Source organism: Desulfobacterales bacterium, from assembly GCA_034520365.1.
GTDB lineage: Bacteria > Desulfobacterota > Desulfobacteria > Desulfobacterales > Desulfosalsimonadaceae > M55B175.
The window spans coordinates 306,519-328,253 of record JAXHNP010000002.1; the positions used below are offsets into that span (position 1 = coordinate 306,519).

Below are 21,735 nucleotides of genomic sequence, written 5' to 3' on the forward strand. Positions count from 1 at the left end.
AAGACTACTCCTTCTATCCCTCGTGTTTGCCGATAATTGATATGCTGCAGATATTCTGGAACGGAAACCCGCCCAGGTTATGGGTAAGCCCAAGCCTCGGATTTTCAAGCTGGCGCTTATCCGCCCGGCCATGGAGCTGCAGATACATTTCATAGAGCATCCGAAGGCCGGATGCGCCAATGGGGTGGCCGAAGCATTTGAGTCCGCCGTCGACCTGGCAGGGGACCTGGCCGTCCAGATCATAAAACCCGTCCATGATATCATAGACCGCTTTGCCCCGTTCGGAGATATGCATGTCCTCGTAGGTGACCAGTTCTGTTATGGAGAAGCAGTCATGGAGTTCCATCATGCTGATCTCTTCCCGGGGGTTGGTCACGCCTGCCTCTTCATAGGCCTTGGTGCTGCATTTTGAGGTGGTCATGAAGTGATCCCCGTCCCATTCATCATAGCCCAGCTCCTCGCCGCTGCTAAGTGCCAGCTGCAGGGCCTTGACGGTGATAAAATCCTTTTTTCCCATTTTCTTAGCCATTTCCGGCGTCGTGACGATGGCGCAGGCCGAGCCGTCACTGACCCCGCAGCAGTCAAAGAGCCCCAGCGGATGAGCGATAATGGGAGATGCCATTACCTGGTCTTCGGTGACGGCTTTCTGCAGATGGGCCTTGGGGTTCAATGTCCCGTTGGCATGGCTTTTTGCGGAAACATGGGCCATGGCCCGTTTCAGTTCATCATCCTTGATTTTATACTTTGCCGAATATGCGCTGGCAAGCTGGGCAAAAGAGCCGGGGGCGGTCAGATTGGGCCACCACTGCCAGAGCAGGGAGCCCGAGCCGGAGCCGGCTGCCGGAAGCCCCCCATAGCCGGTATCTTTTAATTTTTCAACACCAAGGGCCAGGCAGATGTCATACGCGCCGGAAGCAACGGCGTAGCAGGCCCCGCGAAATGCTTCCGTGCCGGTGGCGCAGTAGTTTTCCACCCGGGTGACCGGAATCATGGGCAGGCGCAGGGTGGTGGCCAGCGGCATGGCGGTTTTACCCACATTGATTTCATCCATGCAGGTGCCGAACCATGCGGCTTCAATCTCGGTATCCTCAATATTGGCGTCTGCCAGGCACTCCTCATAGGCTTCCAGCATGAGTTCTTCAGCGCCCACATCCCAGCGTTCACCAAATTTGGTGCATCCCATGCCGATGATGGCGACTTTATCTTTTATTCCTGTAGCCATGGTTCATTCCTCCTTAAGTGAGGTATTTATTAAAATGAAAACAGTTTGCCGATCAACTGGGATTTCATCACATCCCCGTCAATTTTTAACTTCCCGGACGTAAACGCCTTCATGGGATCGAGCCTCCCGGAGATCATATCCACAAAATCCCCGTCCGCCATTTTCAGCGTGCAGGTGGGCTTCTCCGCCTTGCCGGGCGCCACCTCGCAGGTGCCGTCTTTGACCGTTACGGTCCAGTCGCCGCCGTCAGTACCGGAGATTGAATACTGGAAGACCACGTCCACGCCTTTGGCGGCATCCGGATTGAATGCATCCGGCATTTTATCAAACACGTCCTTTACGCGCATGCCGCTGCCGCCGGCTTCCTCCCCGCCGCCGGCTACCTTTTTGGGCTGCGGGGGCGAGACCAGCCCAAAAAGGGCCGCATTGGCGTCTTCATAGATCTGGGCGCCGTCCAGGTCATTTATTTTATCGATGTTTTCGCTGACCTGCTCGGGTGTAGGCGGGTTTTCCGCATCCCCCAGCTGAACCCCCGGGCTGGTCAGTATGGCGGCCCGGTTGTAATAGCCCATGCCGGCATTAAATATCTTGCCGCTTTGATTGCAGGCTTCGCTTGAGAGGTAGAGCACTATCGGGGAGACAAATTCCGGCTTCATTTTTTCAAAAATATCCGGGGGCATGATATCTTCGGTTAACCGGGAACCGGCAAGCGGGGCAATGGTATTCACATTGATGTTGTATTTCTGCCCCTCGATGCGAAGCGTGTTCATCAGGCCGATAAGCGCCATCTTGGCGGATGAGTAATTGCTCTGGCCGAAATTACCGTAAAGTCCGGCCCCGGAGGTAGTCATGATGATCCGGCCGTATTTCTGCTCCCGCATTACCTTAACTGCCGGGCGGGTAACGTTGTAGGCGCCGTTTAGATGCACCGCCTGTACGGCCTGCCAATGTTCCGGCTCCATCTTGACAAAGCTTTTATCCCTTAAAATACCGGCGTTGTTTATAACGATATCCACGCGGCCGAAGGCGTCCACTGCGGTCTTGATAATGTTTTCCCCGCCTTCCGGCTTGGCCACATTGTCATAATTGGCCACTGCCTGGCCGCCGAATTCCTTGATTTCATTTACCACCTGCTGCGCAGGGGTGGCTGATCCCTCGCCGGAGCCGTCGCGGGCGCTGCCCAGGTCGTTTACCACCACGCTGGCCCCGCGTTTGGCCAGTTCCAGGGCGTATATCCGGCCCAGTCCGCCGCCGGCACCGGTGATTACCGCTACCTGGCCGTCAAAGCGGACTTTCTTCATCTCTTCGGCTGCCCCGGGAACAGGCGCTGCCTTCCAGAAGTAGTTGACGAATCCGCGGTTTTTGTCCTCCGTGCGTTTACGAAACATCATGTAAACCGGCAGGCCCACTTTCAGCTCGTCCAGCTTGCAGTCCGTGAAGTCGGCCATAAACCGGCCGCCGCCCTCAAACTGGATCATCCCGTAAGTGTGCGGCGGATCCACGGAAACGGCCAGGAGGTCGCCGGTAAAGGTTTTGATTTTAGCCGGGATATTGGCAAACTCATAATCCTCCTGGGTATGCCGGGCACGGCAGTGGGGATTGACGCAGACATCGGTCTTGGGAAACTGAGGCGTCTGACACTTGGTGCATTTACCGCCAACCAGGCCCAGAATCATTTTTCGCCTTCGCCATAGGGTGGTGAGTGCGGTCTGGGTGGGGGCTTCGGCGCGAATGCCCATATCCGGCTGAATAATATCTCTGAATTCAAGGAATTTTGCGTATTTATCGATGGTTTCCTTGTTTTCCAGGGTCTTCTTAAACTTATCCCGCGGCTTAAGGTTCAGGATGTTCTCTGTGACAACAAAATAGAAGGCGCTGCAGCCCTGGCCGAAGCTCGCCATCAGAATCCGGTCGCCCGGCTTGGCATCATCCAGGGCCGCGGTCATCATCAGCATGGGGTGGGCGCATCCGGTATCCCCGCAGACCTCGTGCAGGTTATCCATCACTTTTTCCGGGGCCGCCCCCAGTTTTTTGGCGATTTTTTTATGCTCTGCCTTGAAAAAGCAGGGATAGACCAGCTTGTCCACATCATCCATGGTGATATTCAGCTTGGCAAGCAGGCCGTTGACACCTTCAGGAATGATTTTGGAATAGCCCTCGTCACGTACCCAGCGCTCCTCCCAGTTGTAGTCGTAGCGCTTGAGTGCGCCCCGGTAGTGATCAATAAAATCATAGGAGACCGAATAGGAGCCCTTGAATTCGGCAATTACATCCGTATTTCCGATTAAAAACGCGGCTGCGCCGTCGCCGAACCACATCTCATGGAAATAGGCGGGCTTGGTTTCGCGTTTATCCGTGGCTGACACCAATAAACTGTCACGCTCTCCGCTTTTGACGGATTCAATGGCTGCGAGCAGGGCGTTGGTGCCCGCTTTCTGAGAAGAGGTGAAATCTGCGGTCATGATGTCCGCCCGCAGATTAAGTGCCGTGGACAAAATGCCTGCATTCTGCCGGTCGGCAAATGGGAAGGTGGTGGAGGCCAGCATGAGGCCATCCAAGTTTTCTTTTTTATGCTGTGTCAGGCACTCTTTGGAAGCCGTAACCGCCATGGTGATGGCGTCTTCATCCCAGTTGCACATGGACCGCTCCCCCTGGGCCACCATGACAATGGCCGGGGCAAACCATCCCATGTTTTCATAGATCGCCATGCGGTTTAACCGCAGGCGGGGAATATATGCACCGTAATCAGTAATCCCAATCATTTTTTCATCTCCTGTATGGTTTATACGGGTTACATCTTAAACAGTTTTTCGATCAACTGAGATTTCATGATATCGCCTTCGATTTTTAATTTTCCGGAGGTATATGCCTGCATGGCCGGCAGGGTCCCGTTGATCATATCCAGAAAATCCGAATCCTTCATTTTAAGCGTGCAGGTCGGTTTTTCATGGACCCCGGATTCAATGGTGCACTGCTGGTCCTTGATCACGCAATACCAGTCGCCGCTGTCATCGCCGGAAATGTGGTATTGGAATATGACGTCCGCGCCTTTTGCGGCATCCGGATCAAAGGCCTGGGCCATGGCATCAAAGACCGCCGGCACCGACGTCATTTTTCCGCTGCTGTCGCCGGTTTGCTGCGAAGGCTTGGAAAATGCGTTGATCACGTCGCCTACCTGTTCGTTGAGTTCTGAATATTCTTTGCCGCCTTTTAAACTGTCAATGGCGTTAAATTGATCCATAACAGCTTCAATGGTGGGCGGATTCTCGCCGTCGCCAAGGGTTGTCCCGGGGCCGGTCACCACCGCGGCCCGGTTAAAGCTGTTCACGCCGGCATTATAGATAAAGCCGGTCTCCTTGCAGCGGCCGGAGGCGAGATAGACCACAATCGGGGCCACGAATTCGGGTTTGACCTTATCCAGCAGATCCTGGGGCAGCACATCTTCGGTTAGCCTTGAGGCGGCCAGGGGCGCCACGGTGTTGACCCGGATATTGTATTTTTTTCCCTCCAGTTTGAGGGTGTTCATCAGCCCGACCAGGCCCATTTTGGCGGCGCTGTAGTTGGATTGGCCGAAATTGCCATACAGCCCGGCCGCAGAGGTAGTCATAATAATCCGGCCGTAGCCCTTTTCCCGCATAACTTTAACTGCCGGGCGGGTTACGTGATAGGCGCCGTTTAGGTGCACATCCACAACGGTCTGCCAGTTTTCCGGCTCCATCTTGACAAAGCTCTTATCTCTCAGGATACCCGCATTATTGATCAGAATGTCCACGGTGCCGAATGCATCCAGGGCGGTTTTGATGATATTTTCCCCGCCGTCCGGGGTGGCCACGTTATCGTAATTGGCCACTGCCTGGCCGCCATCTGCCTTGATTTCGTTTACCACCTCGTCTGCGGGTGTTGCGGCCCCGCCGGTGCCGTCCCGGCTTCCGCCAAAATCGTTGACCACGACTTTGGCCCCCCGCCGGGCCAGTTCCAGTGCATATACCCGGCCCAGTCCGCCGCCTGCCCCGGTGATCACCGCCACCTGGTCATCAAATCGGATTTCGTCCTTGGGAACTTCACCATATTCAAAAACCCCGTTGGTAATGATCACCTCGTCCGTTCGGCTATTGACAGTCTGCCACACCGCCTGGTTATCTTCGGTTTTCCAGATCCGGGTTTTAATGGGATCACCAGGATAGAGGGGTCTTGAAAAACGGCATTTCATGCGTCGAAGTTTTTCCGGCTCGCCAGGGGTCAAACTGTTAATTAACGCCCGGCAGGCAAACCCATGGGTGCAGAGACCGTGCATAATCGGCTGCTCAAAACCAGCCATTTTTGCAAATTCCGGATCCACGTGCAGCTGAAACACATCTCCGGACAGCCGGTAGAGCAGGGGCTGATCCGGTGACGGACGGCCCTCTACTTCAAAGTCCGGCGCCCGATCCGGGAATTTTACCTCTGATTTGGGGGCCGGCTCCCCCCCGAAGCCGCCGTCTTTGCGCCCCACAAGGGTAATAATGGCGGTAAAGAGCTTTTTCCCGTTGGAATGGTATGTCTCGCTTTCACCGACAACCACCGCCCCCTTGTCCTTACCATTGTCGTAGATATGGGTGATGGTGCCTTCGGTGGTTAGGGTCCCTTCGGTGGGAATGGGGTTGTGGATAATCAGATCCTGCTCGCCGTGAAGTATGCCTGAAAGATCGATGTTGGCATTTGAGCCGATGTGGGAGAGAAACTCAAAAATCGCCGCCACTGCAAAGCTTGGGATAACCTTCAGGTCCCTTTCGTACACATACTCCAGTTCATTAAAACCGGCGCCGACCCCAAGGGCATAGAGGACAACATCCCTCCAGGTATAATCCTTGGTAACCGGCCCGATCTTTTTGCCGATGGCATCCAGGTTTAGCGCCATGTTGATTTCTCCTCATGCATTAACGAATTAGGATTGATATGAATTAATAGTTCCTTGTATCTGCGGCACTTGAAAATCGCTCAATTTCGGTTGGAGAAAATAGTTGATGTAAAAAATACAGCTTTTTTTTAGATCAGTTTATTCCAGCAAATGATGGAAAAGATTATGATGTTTTTTTACGCATGTCAAAAGTTTTTTTTAGCTTCCGCGCTTGGTGGCGGCTGGTAAATTTTATGGCTGGTAAATTTTATTGACTAAGCGTTAATTAACGGATACTTTATGTTTCAAGCAATTGATGGAATCAATCGCTTGAAACATTTAGTTCGGACGATTAAGCAATTGATTTGAAGGGGATGAATTGCAGCATTCAGGCAATCACCCTTATAAAACGAATGAATATTTTAACACCGGAGGAAGTATGAGCCCGCAGGGTGCGTTGTCAGGTATTACTGTGCTCGATTTGTCCCGGCTGCTTCCCGGCCCTTATTGCTCAATGGTGCTCGCGGATCACGGCGCAAGAGTCATTGCCATTGAGGATAAACGGTTTGCCGCCGAAGCCCTCGGAAGTGCGGCCGTCTACCGGAATAAAACCCACATGACGCTCAATTTAAAATCCGAACAGGGCCGGCGCATATTCTTTCATATGGCGCAATCCGCGGATGTGGTGCTGGAAGGGTTTCGGCCAGGGGTGACCAAGCGGCTTGGCGTTGATTACGAGGCGGTTTCCGCGGTGAACCCGAAAATCATTTACTGCTCCATTACCGGTTACGGACAGACCGGACCCTATGCCGGCATTGTCGGCCATGATGTCAATTATTTGAGCGCCGCCGGGGTTCTTGATCTAATCGGGGAAAAGGACCGGCCGCCCAGCATTCCCGGCATTCAGATTGCCGATATCGCCGGCGGGGGGATGAACGGCGTGATCGGGATTTTATTGGCGCTTTATGCCAGAAATACCACCGGCAAGGGGCAGTATATCGATATTTCCATGACAGACGGCTCGTTGAGTCTGCTGTCCCTGGCGGTCCACTTGAAAGAATTGACCGGACTGCCGCTTAAACGATCGGATTCTTTGCTTTCCCATCGGTATGCCTGTTACAATACTTATGAAACTGCGGATCATCGGTATCTGTCCATAGGGGCGGTGGAAAACCGATTCTGGCAGCAGTTATGCGATTTTTTCAAGGTCCCGGAATACGGCCCGCTCCAGTATGACGAGAAAAGACGTGAGGAAATCAAAGGGTATATGCGGGATCAGTTCAAATCAAAAACACTGGCGGAATGGGAAAGGGCGCTGGATGGGCTGGAAATCTGCTGGGCGCCGGTCCGCACGCCGGATGAAGCCCTGGCATCGGATCTGTTTGCAGCCCGCGATATGGTAACCGATCTTCTGTATCCGGACGGAAAGACGCGCAGGGCCCTGGGCGTGCCCGTTAAGATGAGCCACACGCCCGGCGCCATACAAAGCCCGCCGCCCGGTTTTGGCCAGGATACAGCAGCGGTGTTAAAAGAATTCGGCTACTCTGATACGGAAATTGATGAATTCTACCAGCAGGATGTGTTATAATTGCTTGTTTTATCCCAGATTAGGGCTAACTGCAGCAATACATAAGGAAATACGGCAAATGGCATCGTCACTTGAGAAGGCAAAACAGAATCCGGATTCCATGAAAGCCCGGATTTTAATGGCGGCCCGAAAAATATTCGGTGAATACGGATTCCACGGCACCACCACCCGCATGATTGCTAAAGCGGTGGATATCGATATTTCAACCCTTTACTATCACTGGGGGGAAAAGGGGGATTTATATGAGGCGGTGATCCGGGATATTAATGAGGGGATGCGTAAAAAACTGGTGGAGGTAGAGAAAATCATCCGGGGCCGGCCGCTTGCCGAACGCATTGAAATCGCCATTGACGAGATGTCGGAATATTTGTTTGAGCACCCCGAAATTTCCAATTTAACACTGTTCCGGTATTTCACCAAGACCCGGCACGGCAGCCAGCTGGATTTTCAGGTGCCGGAATTTATATCAGATATTGCATACTCCATGGGGCTGGCCAAGGACCGGAAAAATGTGTCGCTCGATGCCAAGATGAAGGTGCTCTCCATCATGAACGCCATCCACAACTTTGTTTCCGGAGAGAATTTTTTTCGGCCCATGCTGGAGGTTGACCGCGAAAAATACATTCGCGAGGCCAAAGAAACATTGAAATTTTTTAATTTATCCGCCTTTGTTTGATTTACCGCAAAAGTGCATAACGCGTCTTGAAACACAGACGGCCCATTTACCGGGCTTTTAAAATCCTGTCTATCCGATTTCCGCCAGCCGGTCGATAATTTTCTGCCTGGCTGCCAGGAGATCCTGCTTTAGAATCTGCAATTCCTCCATCCGCTCATCGATTTCCTTGAGTTTTTTATCCCCGTAAGCCAGACTTTTTTTCAGCTGGTCGATTTCATCCATATCGAATTCAGCCATCCCGATCATTTCAGCGATTTCATCCAGGGAATAGCCCAGCCGTTTGCCCCGAAGGATAAGCTTTAACCGCGCCCGGTCCCGTCTTCGGTAGATCCGGTGGTTGCCCCGGGTGCGTTTCGGCAGGATCAGTCCCTTTTCCTCATAAAACCGGATCGCCCGGGTGCTTATATCCAGTTCATCCGCAAGCTCAGAGATCGAAAAGGTTTTTGCCTTATCCCTTTGTTCCATACCACTCCTTTCCACTGTTATTCGGCGGGGCAGCATCTTGCTGCGCCGCATTAATCAATCAACTCCCCGATAATACCGTTTGAAAATACCGGACCGGTCAGGCGGCATTTAACCCCTGTGTTTTTACAATTTTTGGGCGCATATGTAAATACATTAAGATAGTTGGCGCTCACCCCCTTAAATCTGCCGGAAACCGGATCCGGCTCGCCCTCGATGATGACATCCATATCGCGGCCGAGCTGTGATTGATAGAAGGCCGCTTTTTTATCCCCGCTTAGCTGCCTGAGCCGGGCGCACCGCTGTTTGATAACTTTTGGATCAACCGGGTCTGGATATCGGCTGGCCGGGGTTTCGGGCCGCGGTGAAAACGGGAAAACGTGGAGGTAGCTGATGGGGAGGGATTTCAATAGATTATAAGTATTTACGAATGCGTCCGCATCCTCCCCCGGAAATCCTGCCAATACGTCCACGCCGATGGCCGCGTCCGGCATCTGGCTATGAATTCGCCATACCAGGTCCTTAAAAAAATCCGGGTCATAGGGGCGTTTCATTTTCTGAAGAATGGTCTTATCTCCGCTTTGCAAAGGAATATGGAAATGCCGGCATATCCGGGGGCTCTGGGCAGCCATTTGAATGATTTCAGCGGAGAGCTCCCTGGGTTCAATGGAACTTAACCGCACCCGATCAATCGCATCTATGGCCTCGATCCGCCGGAGCAGTTCCAAAAGACCGGATGGCGGAGAGAGATCAAGCCCGTAGCGGCCCAGGTGAATGCCGGTCAGCACAACCTCCTTGGCACCATGGGACTTGAGTTGAGTGAGTTTTTGGACAACCGTATCCATCGGCAGGCTGCGGCTCGGACCACGGGTATACGGGACAATACAGTAAGTGCAGAAATCATCGCATCCGTCCTGGATTTTTAGGTACGGCCGGGCCCGGGCGCTCACATTCGGCAGGGCGGATGTCTGAAATTTCCGAAGTCTGCGAATCGGCCGGCAGACAATGTTCGGCTGACCGGACGGGCTTTTCGGCGTCTCGGAAATGATTTCGTGGATGCGGTGCTTATCCGAATTGCCGATGATATGATGCACACCCGGCAGCTCGGCAAACACCCGGGGGTCAGCCTGTACGTAGCAGCCGGTTACAAGCACGGCTGCATGCGGAAATTCTCGTATCGCATGGCGCACCGCCTGCCTGGACTGCATGGCGGCCTTTGCCGTCACCGTGCAGGTATTGATGATCAAAAGATCCGCATCACTTTCTTTTTCAGCGCTGATCCATCCGTTTCGGTCCAGGTCAGCTGCAATGGATTCGGATTCATACTGATTGACCCGGCAGCCCAGGGTGATTGCCCGATATTTTGCGATCACATTGTTATTCAACAATCCATCCTCCGGCAACCACTTGATCCCCGTAATAGCAAACTGCGGCCTGCCCGGGGGTAACCGCTGGCTGGGCATTTGTAAAACGGATTTCAGCGGAGTTCTTTCCGGCGGGAAAAATTTTTGATTCTGCCGCCTCATGGCGGTAGCGGAGTTTGGTCATAACCGGCAGTGAGTTTTCAGGGACCTCAGAAAGCCAATTGATCGGATGGATCTTGCATGCGCTCTGATACAGATCCTTTTTGGTTCCGACGATCAGGCGATTGTTCCGGACGTCCAGCCGAACCACGTAATAGGGTTCGGGGCCGGGGCAGTTGATGCCGCGTCTCTGGCCGATGGTATAGCGGTGCAGGCCGTGATGGGTGCCGAGACGCCGGCCGTGCAAGTCGGTGATGGCTCCGGCGGTTTGATTCAATCCCGCCTGCTCGGCAAGAAACCGGCTGTAATGCATGTTTTTGATAAAGCAGATATCCTGGCTTTCATTCCCGGAAACGGGGGTTAAGCCATTGGCTTGGGCCAGATTTCCAACCTGGGCTTTCGTCATCCGGCCCACCGGAAAAAGGGCATGGGCCAGTTGATCCTGGGTTAGCATGGCCAGAAAATAGGACTGCTCCTTTGCCGGGTCCCTCCCTTTTTTTAATTGAAAAACATTTTGCTTTGATTTTTCGACAATGGCGTAATGGCCGGTGGCCAGGTGCGAGGCCCCCAAATGCCTGGCCGTTTCAAGCAGCCCTCCGAATTTGATGGCGGCATTGCAAGCCATGCAGGGGTTGGGAGTTTTTCCGGTCATATAGGAGTGGATGAAATAATCAATAACCTTTTCTTTAAACACCTCCCGGCAGTCAACAGCCCAAATCTCGGTATTCAGCTGGTCTTTAACAACTGAAAGCGGGTGCTCTGAAGGGATCCGGACCAATTTTGAGTCCGTCCATTCTAAACTTGGTTCAGGTGCAAGGGGGTCATATCCGGTCACAAAGTGTAGACCGAAGATCTCATGGCCGGATGTTTTTAAAAGATGGGCGGCGACCAGGGAGTCAATTCCGCCGCTTAACGCAACTGCGGTGGTGGGTTTCATTCAAAAAAGGCTTCTGAGGAGGGCTGGATTTTCATGGCCCGGGTCAGACAGGCCCGAACGCAAAGTTCGCACACGCTGCATTTTTTCTGATCAAAAATAACCGACATTTCCGGGCGTTTGATGGAAAGCGCGCCGGTTGGGCAGACTGCCGTACATGCCCCGCAATGGATGCATTTTGCATTATCCCGGGCGATCTCCTGGGATGCGTTTTTAACAATAACGCCCTGATTCCTCAGGTACTGAACCCCGTTTTTAAAATTTTTTTTCGAACCAGAAAGCTCAAGCACCATCACCCCTTCCTTGCGGGGCAGAATGGTGGCTTTGAGAATATTGAAAGACAGGTCATAATATTTGGTTAAGTAACAGACCACCGGCTTTTTGACTTCTCCGCTCGGAAACTGCAGAACAAGGATTTTAGAGTACAAATTAAACCTCCGCTGATCACATCGCCCAAGAGTGCGGTGCCGTTTGATGAATCATAAAACGTAAAAATAGATACTTAGAAAAAAGGCGGCGGCCTGTCAATGATTTCGTAAGCGGGATGCGGAAAAGGGAAGGGCGGATAGAAAAACTCTGACCGGGGGCGGAAAATCAACTGCCCCCGGTCAGAGTTCTTTTTGTTATAAACTTGATGGCTTCTCAAAAAGTCCAATATTTTTCGAGCTAGAACATGTAGCCAAAGGTGATTTCCCCGATGGGCACGTATTCTTCATCATTTCTAAATGGCCTTTCGGTCTGATCCCAATTGATATAGGCGGCGCCAATGCCGGCCCGGATATCCAGGTGATCCATTATATAATAGCGGTACCCGGCCAATAATCCATAGATCCGGCCGATTTCATCCACCCCGCCATCCTCGTCGTCATAATAGGCCCCCGAGAGTGTCAGGAATGGGGAATTGCCCGATGCATGAAGATAGTATGAGAGGCCGCTGGCAAAACCGGCCTCATTTGCTAAAATGGAGAATGACAAATTGGAAAAGCGCACTTCAAAGCCTATCCCTAACTCGAATCCATCATCACTTCCGGCGCCGCCAATCCGCGGACCGATCTGAAACGCTTTTTCTTCCGCCGGCTCGGCCTTGGCTTCATGCTTGGGTGCGGGTTTATCAGGTGATGGTTTTTCAGGCTTTTCCCTCTTTGCCGGAGGTTTGGTCGGGGCTCCCCAATCCGGCGGTGTCTTCTGTACATTCAGCAAAGAGCGGATATTATGGGGGGGGGCTTTTTGAATAAATTCCTCCCGGGTTCCTTCAAGGTCTGTGACCGCAGAATTGACAATGGTGGCGGTCTCAACATTCAGGAAAGTGGTCTCCAGGGAGTAAAGCCCTCCCACATGACCAAGCGTTCCGAATATGATATAATCCGCATTTACCATTTTTCCGATATTTATCGCACAGTCCTTATCCCTGCAAGGGTCAGCCGTTCGCTCAGCGCCCAGTGACTGCTCGATTTGCTCCGGCGGAATCACTTCATAAATATTTAGCTGGTCAAGCAAAATGGCATACCGATTGGTGATATAACGGCTTTCATGGAACTCTGTTGAGGCCTCATCCGGATAAAACCATAATATCCCGCAAGTGGGCTTGGCATAACCCTGGCCCATAAATGCAAAAATGAATAAAAATGTTAAAATTGCTGTTAAGAGAATCCGTCCAGCCAATCTCATAATCGATTCTCCTTGTTCGAGTGAGAGGGTAAGATTGAGATTTTAATTTACAGTATTAAACAATGTTACGTTAGGCGAATACAAATAAAATTTCAAATAACCATATCATTTAATTTGGCCGTCTGCAATTAAATAAATTTGACGAATACGGCAAGATTGCGAGTTTAGCCGGATGGAGATGTCGTGGCAGGCTTTTTACAACCCTTAATAAGTTGGTTTATGGTTTATTTATAATATTTTGAAATAAATATATATTAATGAAATATATGATATGCTGTCATAAAATCGAAAGGGCTCTCTGCCTCTCCAACCCTTTTAAGCCCTTGTTTCCCGGATTAACAGAGTAGACGGGTCAAGGAAAATATCCGGCTGGTTGGCGGTTTCTTTTTTCAAGGGCTTGACCTGGATCTGATCCTTCTCCGGAGAAAGCTGCAGGATGACATCAAAAAGTTCACCGTACCGGTCGAGGAATTTTGCCGAAAAAGCGGCCGGCGTCTGGGATTCCCCCCGATGGCCGCGAATGGTAAACCAGACGGTGACGCCATTGTTTTGGGCAAACGTCCTCAGGTCATTTAATTGTTCCGGATTGGCGTCCTCTGTTGAAAATCCGTCAATCATGATCAGGCGCGGGGAGAAGATATCCTGCGTGCGCAAATCCTCTACCTTATCCATCAGGCGGCCCAAAGTAAATACGTTTTGGTCGAAGGTCATAATGAATCGATAGGGGAGTAACTCATCCCAAAGCTGATTGGCATCGTGGATCCCATGGATTTTGGTGATTTTCTGAAAAACCTCTTTATACCAGAGATCCACCTTGTCTACCGGGTCCTTGAGGCTGATGTGGAGCACCGGTTTTTCCTGCAGCAGGCTGTTGATGGCAAGCTGGACCAGTAAAGCGGTTTTTCCCACTCCGGCCCTGGCATAAATGGCCCCATAGACGCCATTTTGGAAAGTTTGATCGGTATCCAGACCGAGAAGCTTCAGCGGATCCTGAATAATGCGGGATTTATCTAGCATAATGCGTATTCCTTTTTTTGTTTATGATCAGGTACCCGTCTTGGATGTTTTTTCATTCTTTTTTAAGATATCTTCAGTGATGGACTGCGGAACCTGTTTATAGGCAAAAAATTCCATTGTAAACTGGGCTTTCCCCTGGGTTAATGAGCGCAGCACTGTTGTGTAGCCAAACATTTCGGCCAGCGGCACCTGGGCTTCAATAATACTTGAGGTTTCCTCATCCTGGGAGCCCACAATAATGCCCCGCCGCTGGGTCAGCGTGCCCATGACCGTGCCCTGAAATTCGGCCGGTGTCTCGACCACCACCTTCATGACCGGTTCCAGCAGCACAGGCGCCGCCTTAGGATATGCCTCGCGGAAAGCCCCTTTGGCCGCTGCCTTAAATGCCATTTCGGAAGAGTCCACCGAATGGCTGCCACCGTCGTTGATGGTCACTTTGATGCCGCTTGCCGGGTATTTAAATGCCGGGCCTTTGGCCATGCATTCCTTAAACCCCTTTTCGCAGGCCGGGATATATTGGGTCGGGATAACACCGCCGGTGATCCTGTTTTCAAAAATAAATTCCTCATCACTGCACGGCTCAATAAAACCGGCCACGCGGCCGAATTGACCGGCGCCGCCGGTCTGCTTCTTATGAATGTAATCGAAACTGCTTTGCCGGGTAATGGTTTCGCGATAGGCCACGCGCGGTTCCCCCACGGATATCGATGCGTTGTATTCCCGCCGCATGCGCTCCAGGTATACCTCCAGGTGCAGTTCACCCATCCCGGAAATCAGGGTATCCCCGGTTTCCTCATTGACCGCCGTCATAAAGGTGGGGTCCTCCTTGGTGAACCGGTTCAAGGCTTTGGCCATATTGGTTTCGGATTTAATGTCATTGGGCTGTACGGCAAGCGATATGACCGGCTTGGGCACGTACATGGAGGTCATGGAGAGTCTTTTGTTCTTTGATGTAAAAGAATCCCCGGACACGCAGTCAATTCCGAAGAATGCGCCGATATAGCCGGCCGGGATCCGGCCGATTTCCTCCATCTGATCCGCGTGCATCCTCACCACACGGCCAAATTTCACAATTTGCCCGGTTCGGACATTAACCGCGGAATCGCCCTTCTTAAGCTCGCCCTGGTATACCCGGATATAGGTCAACTGCCCGTATTTTCCGTCTTCCAGTTTAAAGGCCAGCGCCACCAGGGGCGCATCAGTGGCGCAGGTTAATTTAACCGGCGCCTCATCATTTTCCAAGTCCAGGGCGATATTTTCGACATCGTTGGGTGATGGCAGGTACCGGTTGACGCCATCGAGAAGCGGCTGGACGCCTTTGTTCTTGTATGCAGATCCCATGAAAACCGGGGTGAGTCCCCTTTTCAGCGATCCGTCCCGTATCGCGCGGATCAACAGATCTTCAGGCACGTCCTGTTCTTCAAGCGCCAGTTCGGTTAATTCATCCGAATACATAGCCGCCGCATCGATCAGTTCTTCGCGTTTTTGCCGGGCGGTTTCAAGCAGGGATTCCGGAATTTCGGCTTCTCGTACGGTGTCGCCGAATTCGCCCTCAAAATAAAGGGCTTTCATGGAAACAAGATCAACCAAACCCTTATGGTCCGCCTCGAGTCCGATCGGTATTTGAAGGGCTACCGCATTGTGCCCCAGTTTTTCCGAAAGCTGATTAATTACACGGAATGGATCCGCTCCGCTTCGGTCACACTTGTTGATAAACGCAATGCAGGGAACATTATAGCGCTTCATCTGCTGATCAACTGTTATTGACTGGGATTGAACCCCGCCGACCGCGCATAACACCAAAACCGCTCCATCCAGCACCCGAAGGGCTCTTTCCACTTCAATGGTAAAGTCAACATGGCCCGGCGTGTCAATAATGTTGACTTCATTATCTCTCCACTCGCAATAGGTGGCGGCTGAAGCAATGGTAATCCCCCGTTCTTTTTCAAGGGCCATGGAATCCATTGTGGCGCCAACACCGTCTTTGCCGCGCACTTCATGAATTTTATGGATGCGCTTGGTTAAGTAGAGGATTCTTTCGGTCAGGGTGGTTTTCCCTGAATCGATATGCGCGCTGATACCGATATTTCTGACTTTTTCAATGTTCGTGTACATATCAATCTCTTCTGTTAATTGCTAAAATTATTAATTATAAATAATTATTTATTTGAAGTCAATATAATTTATTTTGGCTACTTCATTAAAATTTTAAGTATCAACAAAAAATTTTAATATCTTGAAAGGATAGGGGGATTTGTCGGAATTTGGCTATTTAGGGATTTGTAATTGGAAGCGGGAGTTATAACTTATTGTTTCAGTTGCCATTGCAATTACATCTGCCTGCTTTTTGAACCTCCATGTCTTCAGTTGTCATTTCACCATTGGAGGATCCAGGCAAATTGGTTTCGCTTCTTACCCAGACCATTACATTACCTCTAATTCGAACAGTTCCATCTAACAAAAGATGTCGACCGAATAAACTCATATTGGCAGAATATTCGTTAACGTTAACTTCAACATCAACATATCCCCAGTATGCCATTTCTACGATTTGATTGTTAATCGGTTCCCTGATATTATCGCTACCAATGAAAAATCCCGGCGGATTTAAACGATCTTGTTCTCGCAAATCAGGTAGCTGGTAAAAATTGTATTTATAGCTTTCATCAACAAAAAACTCGTTTGGCGGGTTTGTCAGGCTGGTATATTCTTTCCTAACAATGTTGTGACGACTTAGATAAACGACTTCAATGCTACTTGGAGCTTCTTGGTTTTTCAACACCATTTCAAGGTCTTCATCCCGGATCCGGTGATTGACCACTGAATAGGGATAGTTCCCATCTGCTTCAAGTTCCATGTCCGGCTTGCCGGCTGCAATAAAAAAGTCGGCCTGCTCATCATCAATATACTGATCCGCTTTGTCGGTTTCCGCCGTAAATTCATGGTTTCGCGGGGATAAGTGGAATATGCCGTTTTGTACATCGCTTAGTTCTTTGAGCATCTGCGAGCGGGCAGGCAAATAAGTAAGCATTATTACCAGGCCAATCACGGACAGGGTCCCAAAAAATATTTTTAGCTGAGGGACAAATTTGATAAGCATTTGATGCCAACCTCTTGGGGTTGCAGTTAAGAATCGACTCTAATTGTAATTATACTGAAAATAAATTAAAAAAAAAGGGAATTTTTAAATTGTCCCCAACATCTACATATTTTTAATCGCCATATTCGATCAGGCGGTCCAATATTAATCCGAAAAAGCTCTCGGTATCCGCGGATGTGAAAAACCAGCCCATATGGGTGAGGCAGGCCCGGCAAAGGGCAACCTGCCACATATAGCCGGCAAACCAGACGAATTCATCGGTCGGGGTGCCGACTGCGCCGCACCCCTCTGCTTCTTTGAAGCAGCCGATATCGAATACAATTCCGTGGGGATTGGCAAACGTGTGCTGATAGGCTCCGTTTATAGAGATTCTGGCCGATTTGGGGGTTATTGGGTTTAAGCATTGCCGGCAGAAAAAAAAAGGCGCCTCTTTTTCTTCTTCCTGCGCCTTTTCCGCTTCCTTAATATCGGCCTGAGAATTTCCATTTCTCAGGGATGTTTTAAAAAAATAAGTATTTAGCAATGCCCTGGGTCCCCGGCGCTTGAAAAATCATATAATAAGCATAAATTAAAAGAACCAATAAGGATTGTCAACCAGGGCAAGCCGTCCATTAAAGGCACTGAAGGAAAAAACGAACAATGGTTTCAGGTTTCGGGTTTCAGGTTTCAGAAAAAAACCCATTGAACTGTGAACCGTGAACTGTGAACCCCAAGTTACTTAAAAAATTATGATACGGCGACAGGGGACTCGGATTAAATGTGCGGAATCTACGGGATTGTTTCAAACCAATTGACATCCGCCCGGATTCGTTATTTGCTCGCCCGGATGCGCCATTGCCTGCGTCACCGGGGGCCGGATGATTTAAAAGAAAATGTATACCCGGTCAACAATACCGCGGTTGGCCTGGGGTTTACCCGTCTTTCCATCCTGGATCTGGATACCGGCATGCAGCCGATTCAGTGCCCCGCTGATGAGACGGCCATTGTCTGCAACGGCCAGATATATAATTATCTTGAGCTCAAACAAAGCGTTTCTTCCGAGCCCTTCGTATCCAAAGGCGATGCGGAGGTGGGGCTTCATCTTTATCGGAAAAAGGGGCCTGCGTTCTTAAATGAATTAAACGGCATGTATGCCGGTGCGATTCTGGACCCACTGAAACAACGGCTTTTACTGTTTCGCGACCGGTTCGGGATTAAACCCCTCTACTTTTGTGAAAATAACGGCCGATTTGCTTTCTCCTCCGAGATCAAAGCGCTTTTTAACGGCGCGGAAATGGAGAAAACCTTAAACCGTAAAAATCTGTTCACATATTTTACCTATCGATACGTGCCGGGCAGCGAAACCATGTTCCAGGGGATTCAAAAGCTTCCGCCCGGGGCGTTTCTGGATTATGATCTCGCGTCCGGAACATATTCGATCAAAAGATACTGGGATTACCGGCTGGATCAGGTAAATCCGGATATGGATGTGGAAGATGCGGCTGACCGTTTCTATGAACTGTTTTCAGATGCGGTTCGGATAAGGCTTCGCTCGGATGTTGAGGTCGGCTGTCTGCTCAGCGGCGGGATAGATTCCTCTGCTGTCTGCGCTCAGGCTGCCATGAGCCGGCCGCTTTTAAAGTTGTTTACCATTGGTTTTGGCGTGGATAAATATGATGAGCTGCCTTTGGTCAGAGAGTTTCTGGCCGATCATCCCCGGCGTTTCAAGGATACCCGGCTTTTTTCAGGGGATTGCCGACAGGAAATGTTAAATGAGCTGCCTGCGCTTGTGGCCGCCATCGAGGAACCGATCTCTTTGGGTACCATCCTGCCCACGGATCAGGTCTGCCGGATGGCAAGTGAGAAGGTAAAAGTTGTTTTGACAGGGGAGGGGGCGGATGAAATATTTGCCGGATACAGAAAGTTCATGATTGAGATGGCCGCCGCCCATTATCCGGAATTGCCGAAGGATCAGCAGGAGGCCCTGATAAAGGCTTACCCTGAGTTAATGGCATACATAAGCAACAGGGATTCGGATCCGGCCCGGCGCTATATCCAAACCGAGGCGCTTTTTGACCCGGAAGAGATTAGCCGATTAACCGGGATGGAGCATTCCGGTCCGTTTTTTCCGGAAGATGCCCGGCCCTGTTTAAGCGGCAGTGAGCATCCGGTAAACCAAATGATCGGCTTTGAAACCCGGTTTCGCCTGCCGGATTACGTGATACTCCGGCTCGATAAACTATCCATGCGCCATTCCCTGGAAACCCGGACTCCGTTTCTGGATTATCGGCTGGCCGAGTTTGCCGCCTCCCTGCCGGTGCATTTAAAAGTCAACCTGGCAGCGGATCGGGAAAAATATATCTGCAGCCATGCGTATTTAAAGCACGGACTCATGAATAAAAAAAACGCCTTCCGAAAAAAGCAGCCGTTTACCATCCCCGTCGCCCATTGGCTGGCGGATGCGAAAACCCGGCCGGAGTTTGTGGATGAAATTTTATCCGGCGACATGATCCGTCGGCAGGGAATTCTAAATCCAGACTTTGTATCGCAAATCGGCCGACAGGTAAAAACCGGGGGGGTTGGTCCGGAAACGCTGGTTTCAGAGGCAGATCGCTTGTTTGCCATCATTGTTTTTACCCTCTGGTACGATACATTTTTCATGTAAGGCAGATATGGCACTGAACAATCAAGGCGGCAACCCTGATTTTAATCAATTACTGACGGTGTTTAAGCGGCATTACCTGTCTGTTTTATCCGGCTTAACCGGCGGGAGGCAGCGAAGCTACGGATTTGAATATGAATTTTTGCCTGTTCGCCCGCTTTCTATGGATGATGTCGCTGCAGTTGGGCCTTGCCTGACTGAACTGGGGTTTTCGCCCAGAAAAAAGGATTTTATCCACCCGGATCTCGGCATGTGTGTTGACTTTGAACCCGGCGGGCAAATCGAGTATTGCAGTCCGCCGCTTAAAAGCGATGACCATCAAAGGTTTGCGAAGCTGATCTCGCTTATTCAGACCACCAACGCGCAAATCAAATCAAAGTTGGGCATTGAATATATTGGCACCGATTTTTTGCCCGGAAGGACTGGCGCCCCCTTATGCTTGAGTTCAGAGCGATACCGGCAGCTCCATGAAAGGCTTTCGCAGGTAGGCAGCCGGGGGCTTGAAATGATGAAGGGGACGGCCTCAATTCATCTGCATGTGGTGATATCCAATTTTGACAATCTGCTGCCGTTATTCAATGCGCTTTGCGAATTATCTGTGGATAAGGATTTTCGGATGTCATGGCACAGACGCCACATATGGGATCATACGGATGCCACCCGCTGCGGTCGTCCACCGTGCTGCTTTGCCAACCTGGAGACAGCGGATCAATTGATCCATCGATTAATCGGTTTTGCCCTGCGGGCAGAGGTGCTTGGCGAGGAGGTTCCGTTTGCCAAAACCGCCGATCAATCCTATGAGGCATTTCTAAATCATATGACAACCGTGTTTACCGATATTCGATTTAACCTGAAAGGGCCGACCCTTGAACTGCGGACGCTTGACAGTATGCCGGTATCCCGGTTCAGGGAAAAATGGCAAAAATTTATTCAAATAATGGAAGAGATCTAAAAGGAGGGATTGGTTTATGCCGGAAATCGAAATCTATACATCAAGCACTTGCGGATACTGCAAACAGGCCAAAAAACTGCTTGACGGCAAGAATGTGGCCTATGATGAAAAGGTAGTGGATGCAAATCCCCAAGTTATTGCCGAGGCGGTTAAACGCTCCGGCGGCAGACGGACCGTGCCCCAGATTTTTATCAATGGCCAGCATGTGGGCGGCTATGACGAGCTTGCTGAATTGGACAAGGCCGGTAAGCTTGATCCGCTGCTGAGTGACAATTAACCCCAATCCTGTAGAGCTAACGGGATCCCCGGCGTCTTTTTGATGAATTGCGGTCAAGGGCTGTCAGGATAATAAAGGGGAAGGTGATTACATATTCAAAAATAAACCCGATCGGTATCATGATAAAAATTAAGGGCAGTTTGATGCAGTAGAAATGGAGAGTTTTATAGATTTTGTAAAGTCTGTCGGATAAACTGCGGGAGTCCATATTTAACCCCTGTATGAGAAAAATGAGCCCTGAATAAACAAGCCTTGCAATTTGCCAAAATTGCAAGGCTTAATTTTAAAAGTGGTGCCGAAGGCCGGATTTGAACCGGCACGGGCGTAACCCACTACCCCCTCAAGATAGCGTGTCTACCAATTCCACCACTTCGGCACTATTGGGATTGCGGTGTCTGCTGGGCTGGGGCGGTTTCCTGGGCGTTTTCCCCTTCATCCCCGGTATTTGCCGCTGATTGGGAATCGGCGTTTTCAGATGTCTGTTCGGGTGAAGCTGCATCTGCCGGCAGAGTTTGGGTTTGGGTCTGCTGGGCAGCGGGTTTGACATTGGAGACCACGGATTCATCGCCGCTTTTGGATATATAGGCCAAGCTCAGGGATGTCAGCATGAAAATTATCGCCGCCACAGTTGTGGCTTTGCCCAGAAAAGTCGTTGCGCCGGTATTTCCAAAAAGGGTTTGGTTGCCGGCCCCGCCGAATACAGCGCCCATGTCTGCGCCCTTGCCGGTTTGCAAAAGCACAATCGCAATCAGCGAAAAACAGACAAGCAGATGTAAGATAATAATTAGTATAGCCATGC

At 50.7% G+C, this 21,735-nt stretch carries 18 protein-coding genes and 1 tRNA gene; 5 read left to right on the top strand and 14 right to left on the bottom strand.

The genetic code is table 11. The features are described 5' to 3' along the window. Positions 1-13: 13 nt before the first annotated feature. From U5L07_01650 to U5L07_01660, 3 genes are read right to left on the bottom strand one after another with little or no spacing between them, the layout of a single operon-like run. Positions 14-1,222, bottom strand: coding sequence for an acetyl-CoA acetyltransferase (locus U5L07_01650; protein ID MDZ7830436.1), 1,209 nt, complete (start codon positions 1,220-1,222; stop codon positions 14-16). 29 nt (positions 1,223-1,251) lie between these two features. After that, positions 1,252-3,984: an SDR family NAD(P)-dependent oxidoreductase gene (locus U5L07_01655; GenBank protein MDZ7830437.1), complete on the bottom strand. Its 2,733-nt coding sequence runs from the start codon at positions 3,982-3,984 to the stop codon at positions 1,252-1,254. Positions 3,985-4,013: 29 nt separating this feature from the next. Then, positions 4,014-6,119, bottom strand: a complete 2,106-nt coding sequence (locus tag U5L07_01660) for an SDR family NAD(P)-dependent oxidoreductase (GenBank protein MDZ7830438.1) — start codon at positions 6,117-6,119, stop codon at positions 4,014-4,016. A gap of 418 nt (positions 6,120-6,537) precedes the next feature. Between U5L07_01660 and U5L07_01665 the strand changes: the two genes are divergently transcribed. Together U5L07_01665 and U5L07_01670 are read left to right on the top strand one after the other, a co-directional pair. Further along, positions 6,538-7,686: a CaiB/BaiF CoA-transferase family protein gene (locus U5L07_01665; protein MDZ7830439.1), complete on the top strand. Its 1,149-nt coding sequence runs from the start codon at positions 6,538-6,540 to the stop codon at positions 7,684-7,686. Positions 7,687-7,744: 58 nt separating this feature from the next. Then, positions 7,745-8,362 (top strand): TetR/AcrR family transcriptional regulator, encoded by a 618-nt coding sequence (locus U5L07_01670; protein MDZ7830440.1) that lies wholly within the window; start codon positions 7,745-7,747, stop codon positions 8,360-8,362. Positions 8,363-8,431: 69 nt separating this feature from the next. Here the strand turns inward: U5L07_01670 and U5L07_01675 are convergent, their stop codons facing one another. From U5L07_01675 to U5L07_01715, 9 genes are all read right to left on the bottom strand, one after another. After that, positions 8,432-8,827 (bottom strand): MerR family transcriptional regulator, encoded by a 396-nt coding sequence (locus tag U5L07_01675; GenBank protein MDZ7830441.1) that lies wholly within the window; start codon positions 8,825-8,827, stop codon positions 8,432-8,434. Positions 8,828-8,877: 50 nt separating this feature from the next. Then, complete coding sequence (gene mtaB, locus U5L07_01680; protein ID MDZ7830442.1) at positions 8,878-10,209, bottom strand: tRNA (N(6)-L-threonylcarbamoyladenosine(37)-C(2))-methylthiotransferase MtaB; 1,332 nt, start codon at positions 10,207-10,209, stop codon at positions 8,878-8,880. After that, entirely contained in the window at positions 10,202-11,284 is a 1,083-nt protein-coding gene (mnmA, locus tag U5L07_01685; GenBank protein MDZ7830443.1) for a tRNA 2-thiouridine(34) synthase MnmA, read from the bottom strand. The genes mtaB and mnmA overlap by 8 nt, the downstream gene beginning before the upstream one ends. Continuing rightward, a complete protein-coding gene (locus tag U5L07_01690) occupies positions 11,281-11,709 on the bottom strand; it encodes an NIL domain-containing protein (protein ID MDZ7830444.1) in 429 nt (142 codons plus the stop codon). Before U5L07_01690 ends, mnmA begins: the two co-directional genes overlap by 4 nt. Before the next feature lie 238 nt (positions 11,710-11,947). Further along, the gene (locus U5L07_01695; protein MDZ7830445.1) at positions 11,948-12,949 is read right to left on the bottom strand and encodes a hypothetical protein; all 1,002 of its coding nucleotides are present in this window, start codon (positions 12,947-12,949) and stop codon (positions 11,948-11,950) included. A gap of 315 nt (positions 12,950-13,264) precedes the next feature. Next, positions 13,265-13,966 (bottom strand): cytoplasmic protein, encoded by a 702-nt coding sequence (locus U5L07_01700; GenBank protein MDZ7830446.1) that lies wholly within the window; start codon positions 13,964-13,966, stop codon positions 13,265-13,267. 27 nt (positions 13,967-13,993) lie between these two features. Further along, the gene (gene fusA, locus U5L07_01705) at positions 13,994-16,081 is read right to left on the bottom strand and encodes an elongation factor G (protein MDZ7830447.1); all 2,088 of its coding nucleotides are present in this window, start codon (positions 16,079-16,081) and stop codon (positions 13,994-13,996) included. A gap of 199 nt (positions 16,082-16,280) precedes the next feature. Further along, positions 16,281-17,066 carry a hypothetical protein gene (locus U5L07_01710; protein MDZ7830448.1) on the bottom strand — a complete coding sequence of 262 codons (786 nt, stop codon included), beginning with the start codon at positions 17,064-17,066 and terminating at the stop codon, positions 16,281-16,283. A gap of 112 nt (positions 17,067-17,178) precedes the next feature. Then, positions 17,179-17,589 (bottom strand): cereblon family protein, encoded by a 411-nt coding sequence (locus U5L07_01715; GenBank protein ID MDZ7830449.1) that lies wholly within the window; start codon positions 17,587-17,589, stop codon positions 17,179-17,181. 234 nt (positions 17,590-17,823) lie between these two features. On the opposite strand from U5L07_01715, the gene asnB reads away from it, so the two are divergent. From asnB to grxC, 3 genes are read left to right on the top strand one after another with little or no spacing between them, the layout of a single operon-like run. Then, entirely contained in the window at positions 17,824-19,710 is a 1,887-nt protein-coding gene (gene asnB / locus U5L07_01720) for an asparagine synthase (glutamine-hydrolyzing) (GenBank protein MDZ7830450.1), read from the top strand. 7 nt (positions 19,711-19,717) lie between these two features. Next, positions 19,718-20,659, top strand: coding sequence for a glutamate-cysteine ligase family protein (locus tag U5L07_01725; GenBank protein ID MDZ7830451.1), 942 nt, complete (start codon positions 19,718-19,720; stop codon positions 20,657-20,659). Positions 20,660-20,675: 16 nt separating this feature from the next. Then, complete coding sequence (gene grxC / locus U5L07_01730; GenBank protein MDZ7830452.1) at positions 20,676-20,936, top strand: glutaredoxin 3; 261 nt, start codon at positions 20,676-20,678, stop codon at positions 20,934-20,936. Positions 20,937-21,226: 290 nt separating this feature from the next. Here grxC and U5L07_01735 read toward each other — a convergent pair. Further along, positions 21,227-21,312, bottom strand: a tRNA-Leu gene (locus U5L07_01735). Between the two features lies 1 nt (position 21,313). Continuing rightward, positions 21,314-21,733, bottom strand: a complete 420-nt coding sequence (gene secG / locus U5L07_01740; GenBank protein MDZ7830453.1) for a preprotein translocase subunit SecG — start codon at positions 21,731-21,733, stop codon at positions 21,314-21,316. Positions 21,734-21,735 lie beyond the last annotated feature (2 nt).

Excerpts from the sequence above, each read along its gene's own strand:
- mnmA (MDZ7830443.1), bottom strand. The coding sequence starts at position 11,284 with ATGAAACCCACCACCGCAGTTGCGTTAAGCGGCGGAATTGACTCCCTG.
- U5L07_01710 (MDZ7830448.1), bottom strand. The coding sequence starts at position 17,066 with ATGCTTATCAAATTTGTCCCTCAGCTAAAAATATTTTTTGGGACCCTG.
- U5L07_01660 (MDZ7830438.1), bottom strand. The coding sequence starts at position 6,119 with ATGGCGCTAAACCTGGATGCCATCGGCAAAAAGATCGGGCCGGTTACC.
- grxC (MDZ7830452.1), top strand. The coding sequence starts at position 20,676 with ATGCCGGAAATCGAAATCTATACATCAAGCACTTGCGGATACTGCAAA.
- U5L07_01700 (MDZ7830446.1), bottom strand. The coding sequence starts at position 13,966 with ATGCTAGATAAATCCCGCATTATTCAGGATCCGCTGAAGCTTCTCGGT.
- fusA (MDZ7830447.1), bottom strand. The coding sequence starts at position 16,081 with ATGTACACGAACATTGAAAAAGTCAGAAATATCGGTATCAGCGCGCAT.
- U5L07_01655 (MDZ7830437.1), bottom strand. The coding sequence starts at position 3,984 with ATGATTGGGATTACTGATTACGGTGCATATATTCCCCGCCTGCGGTTA.
- secG (MDZ7830453.1), bottom strand. The coding sequence starts at position 21,733 with ATGGCTATACTAATTATTATCTTACATCTGCTTGTCTGTTTTTCGCTG.
- asnB (MDZ7830450.1), top strand. The coding sequence starts at position 17,824 with ATGTGCGGAATCTACGGGATTGTTTCAAACCAATTGACATCCGCCCGG.
- U5L07_01675 (MDZ7830441.1), bottom strand. The coding sequence starts at position 8,827 with ATGGAACAAAGGGATAAGGCAAAAACCTTTTCGATCTCTGAGCTTGCG.
- U5L07_01665 (MDZ7830439.1), top strand. The coding sequence starts at position 6,538 with ATGAGCCCGCAGGGTGCGTTGTCAGGTATTACTGTGCTCGATTTGTCC.
- U5L07_01650 (MDZ7830436.1), bottom strand. The coding sequence starts at position 1,222 with ATGGCTACAGGAATAAAAGATAAAGTCGCCATCATCGGCATGGGATGC.
- U5L07_01695 (MDZ7830445.1), bottom strand. The coding sequence starts at position 12,949 with ATGAGATTGGCTGGACGGATTCTCTTAACAGCAATTTTAACATTTTTA.
- U5L07_01670 (MDZ7830440.1), top strand. The coding sequence starts at position 7,745 with ATGGCATCGTCACTTGAGAAGGCAAAACAGAATCCGGATTCCATGAAA.
- U5L07_01725 (MDZ7830451.1), top strand. The coding sequence starts at position 19,718 with ATGGCACTGAACAATCAAGGCGGCAACCCTGATTTTAATCAATTACTG.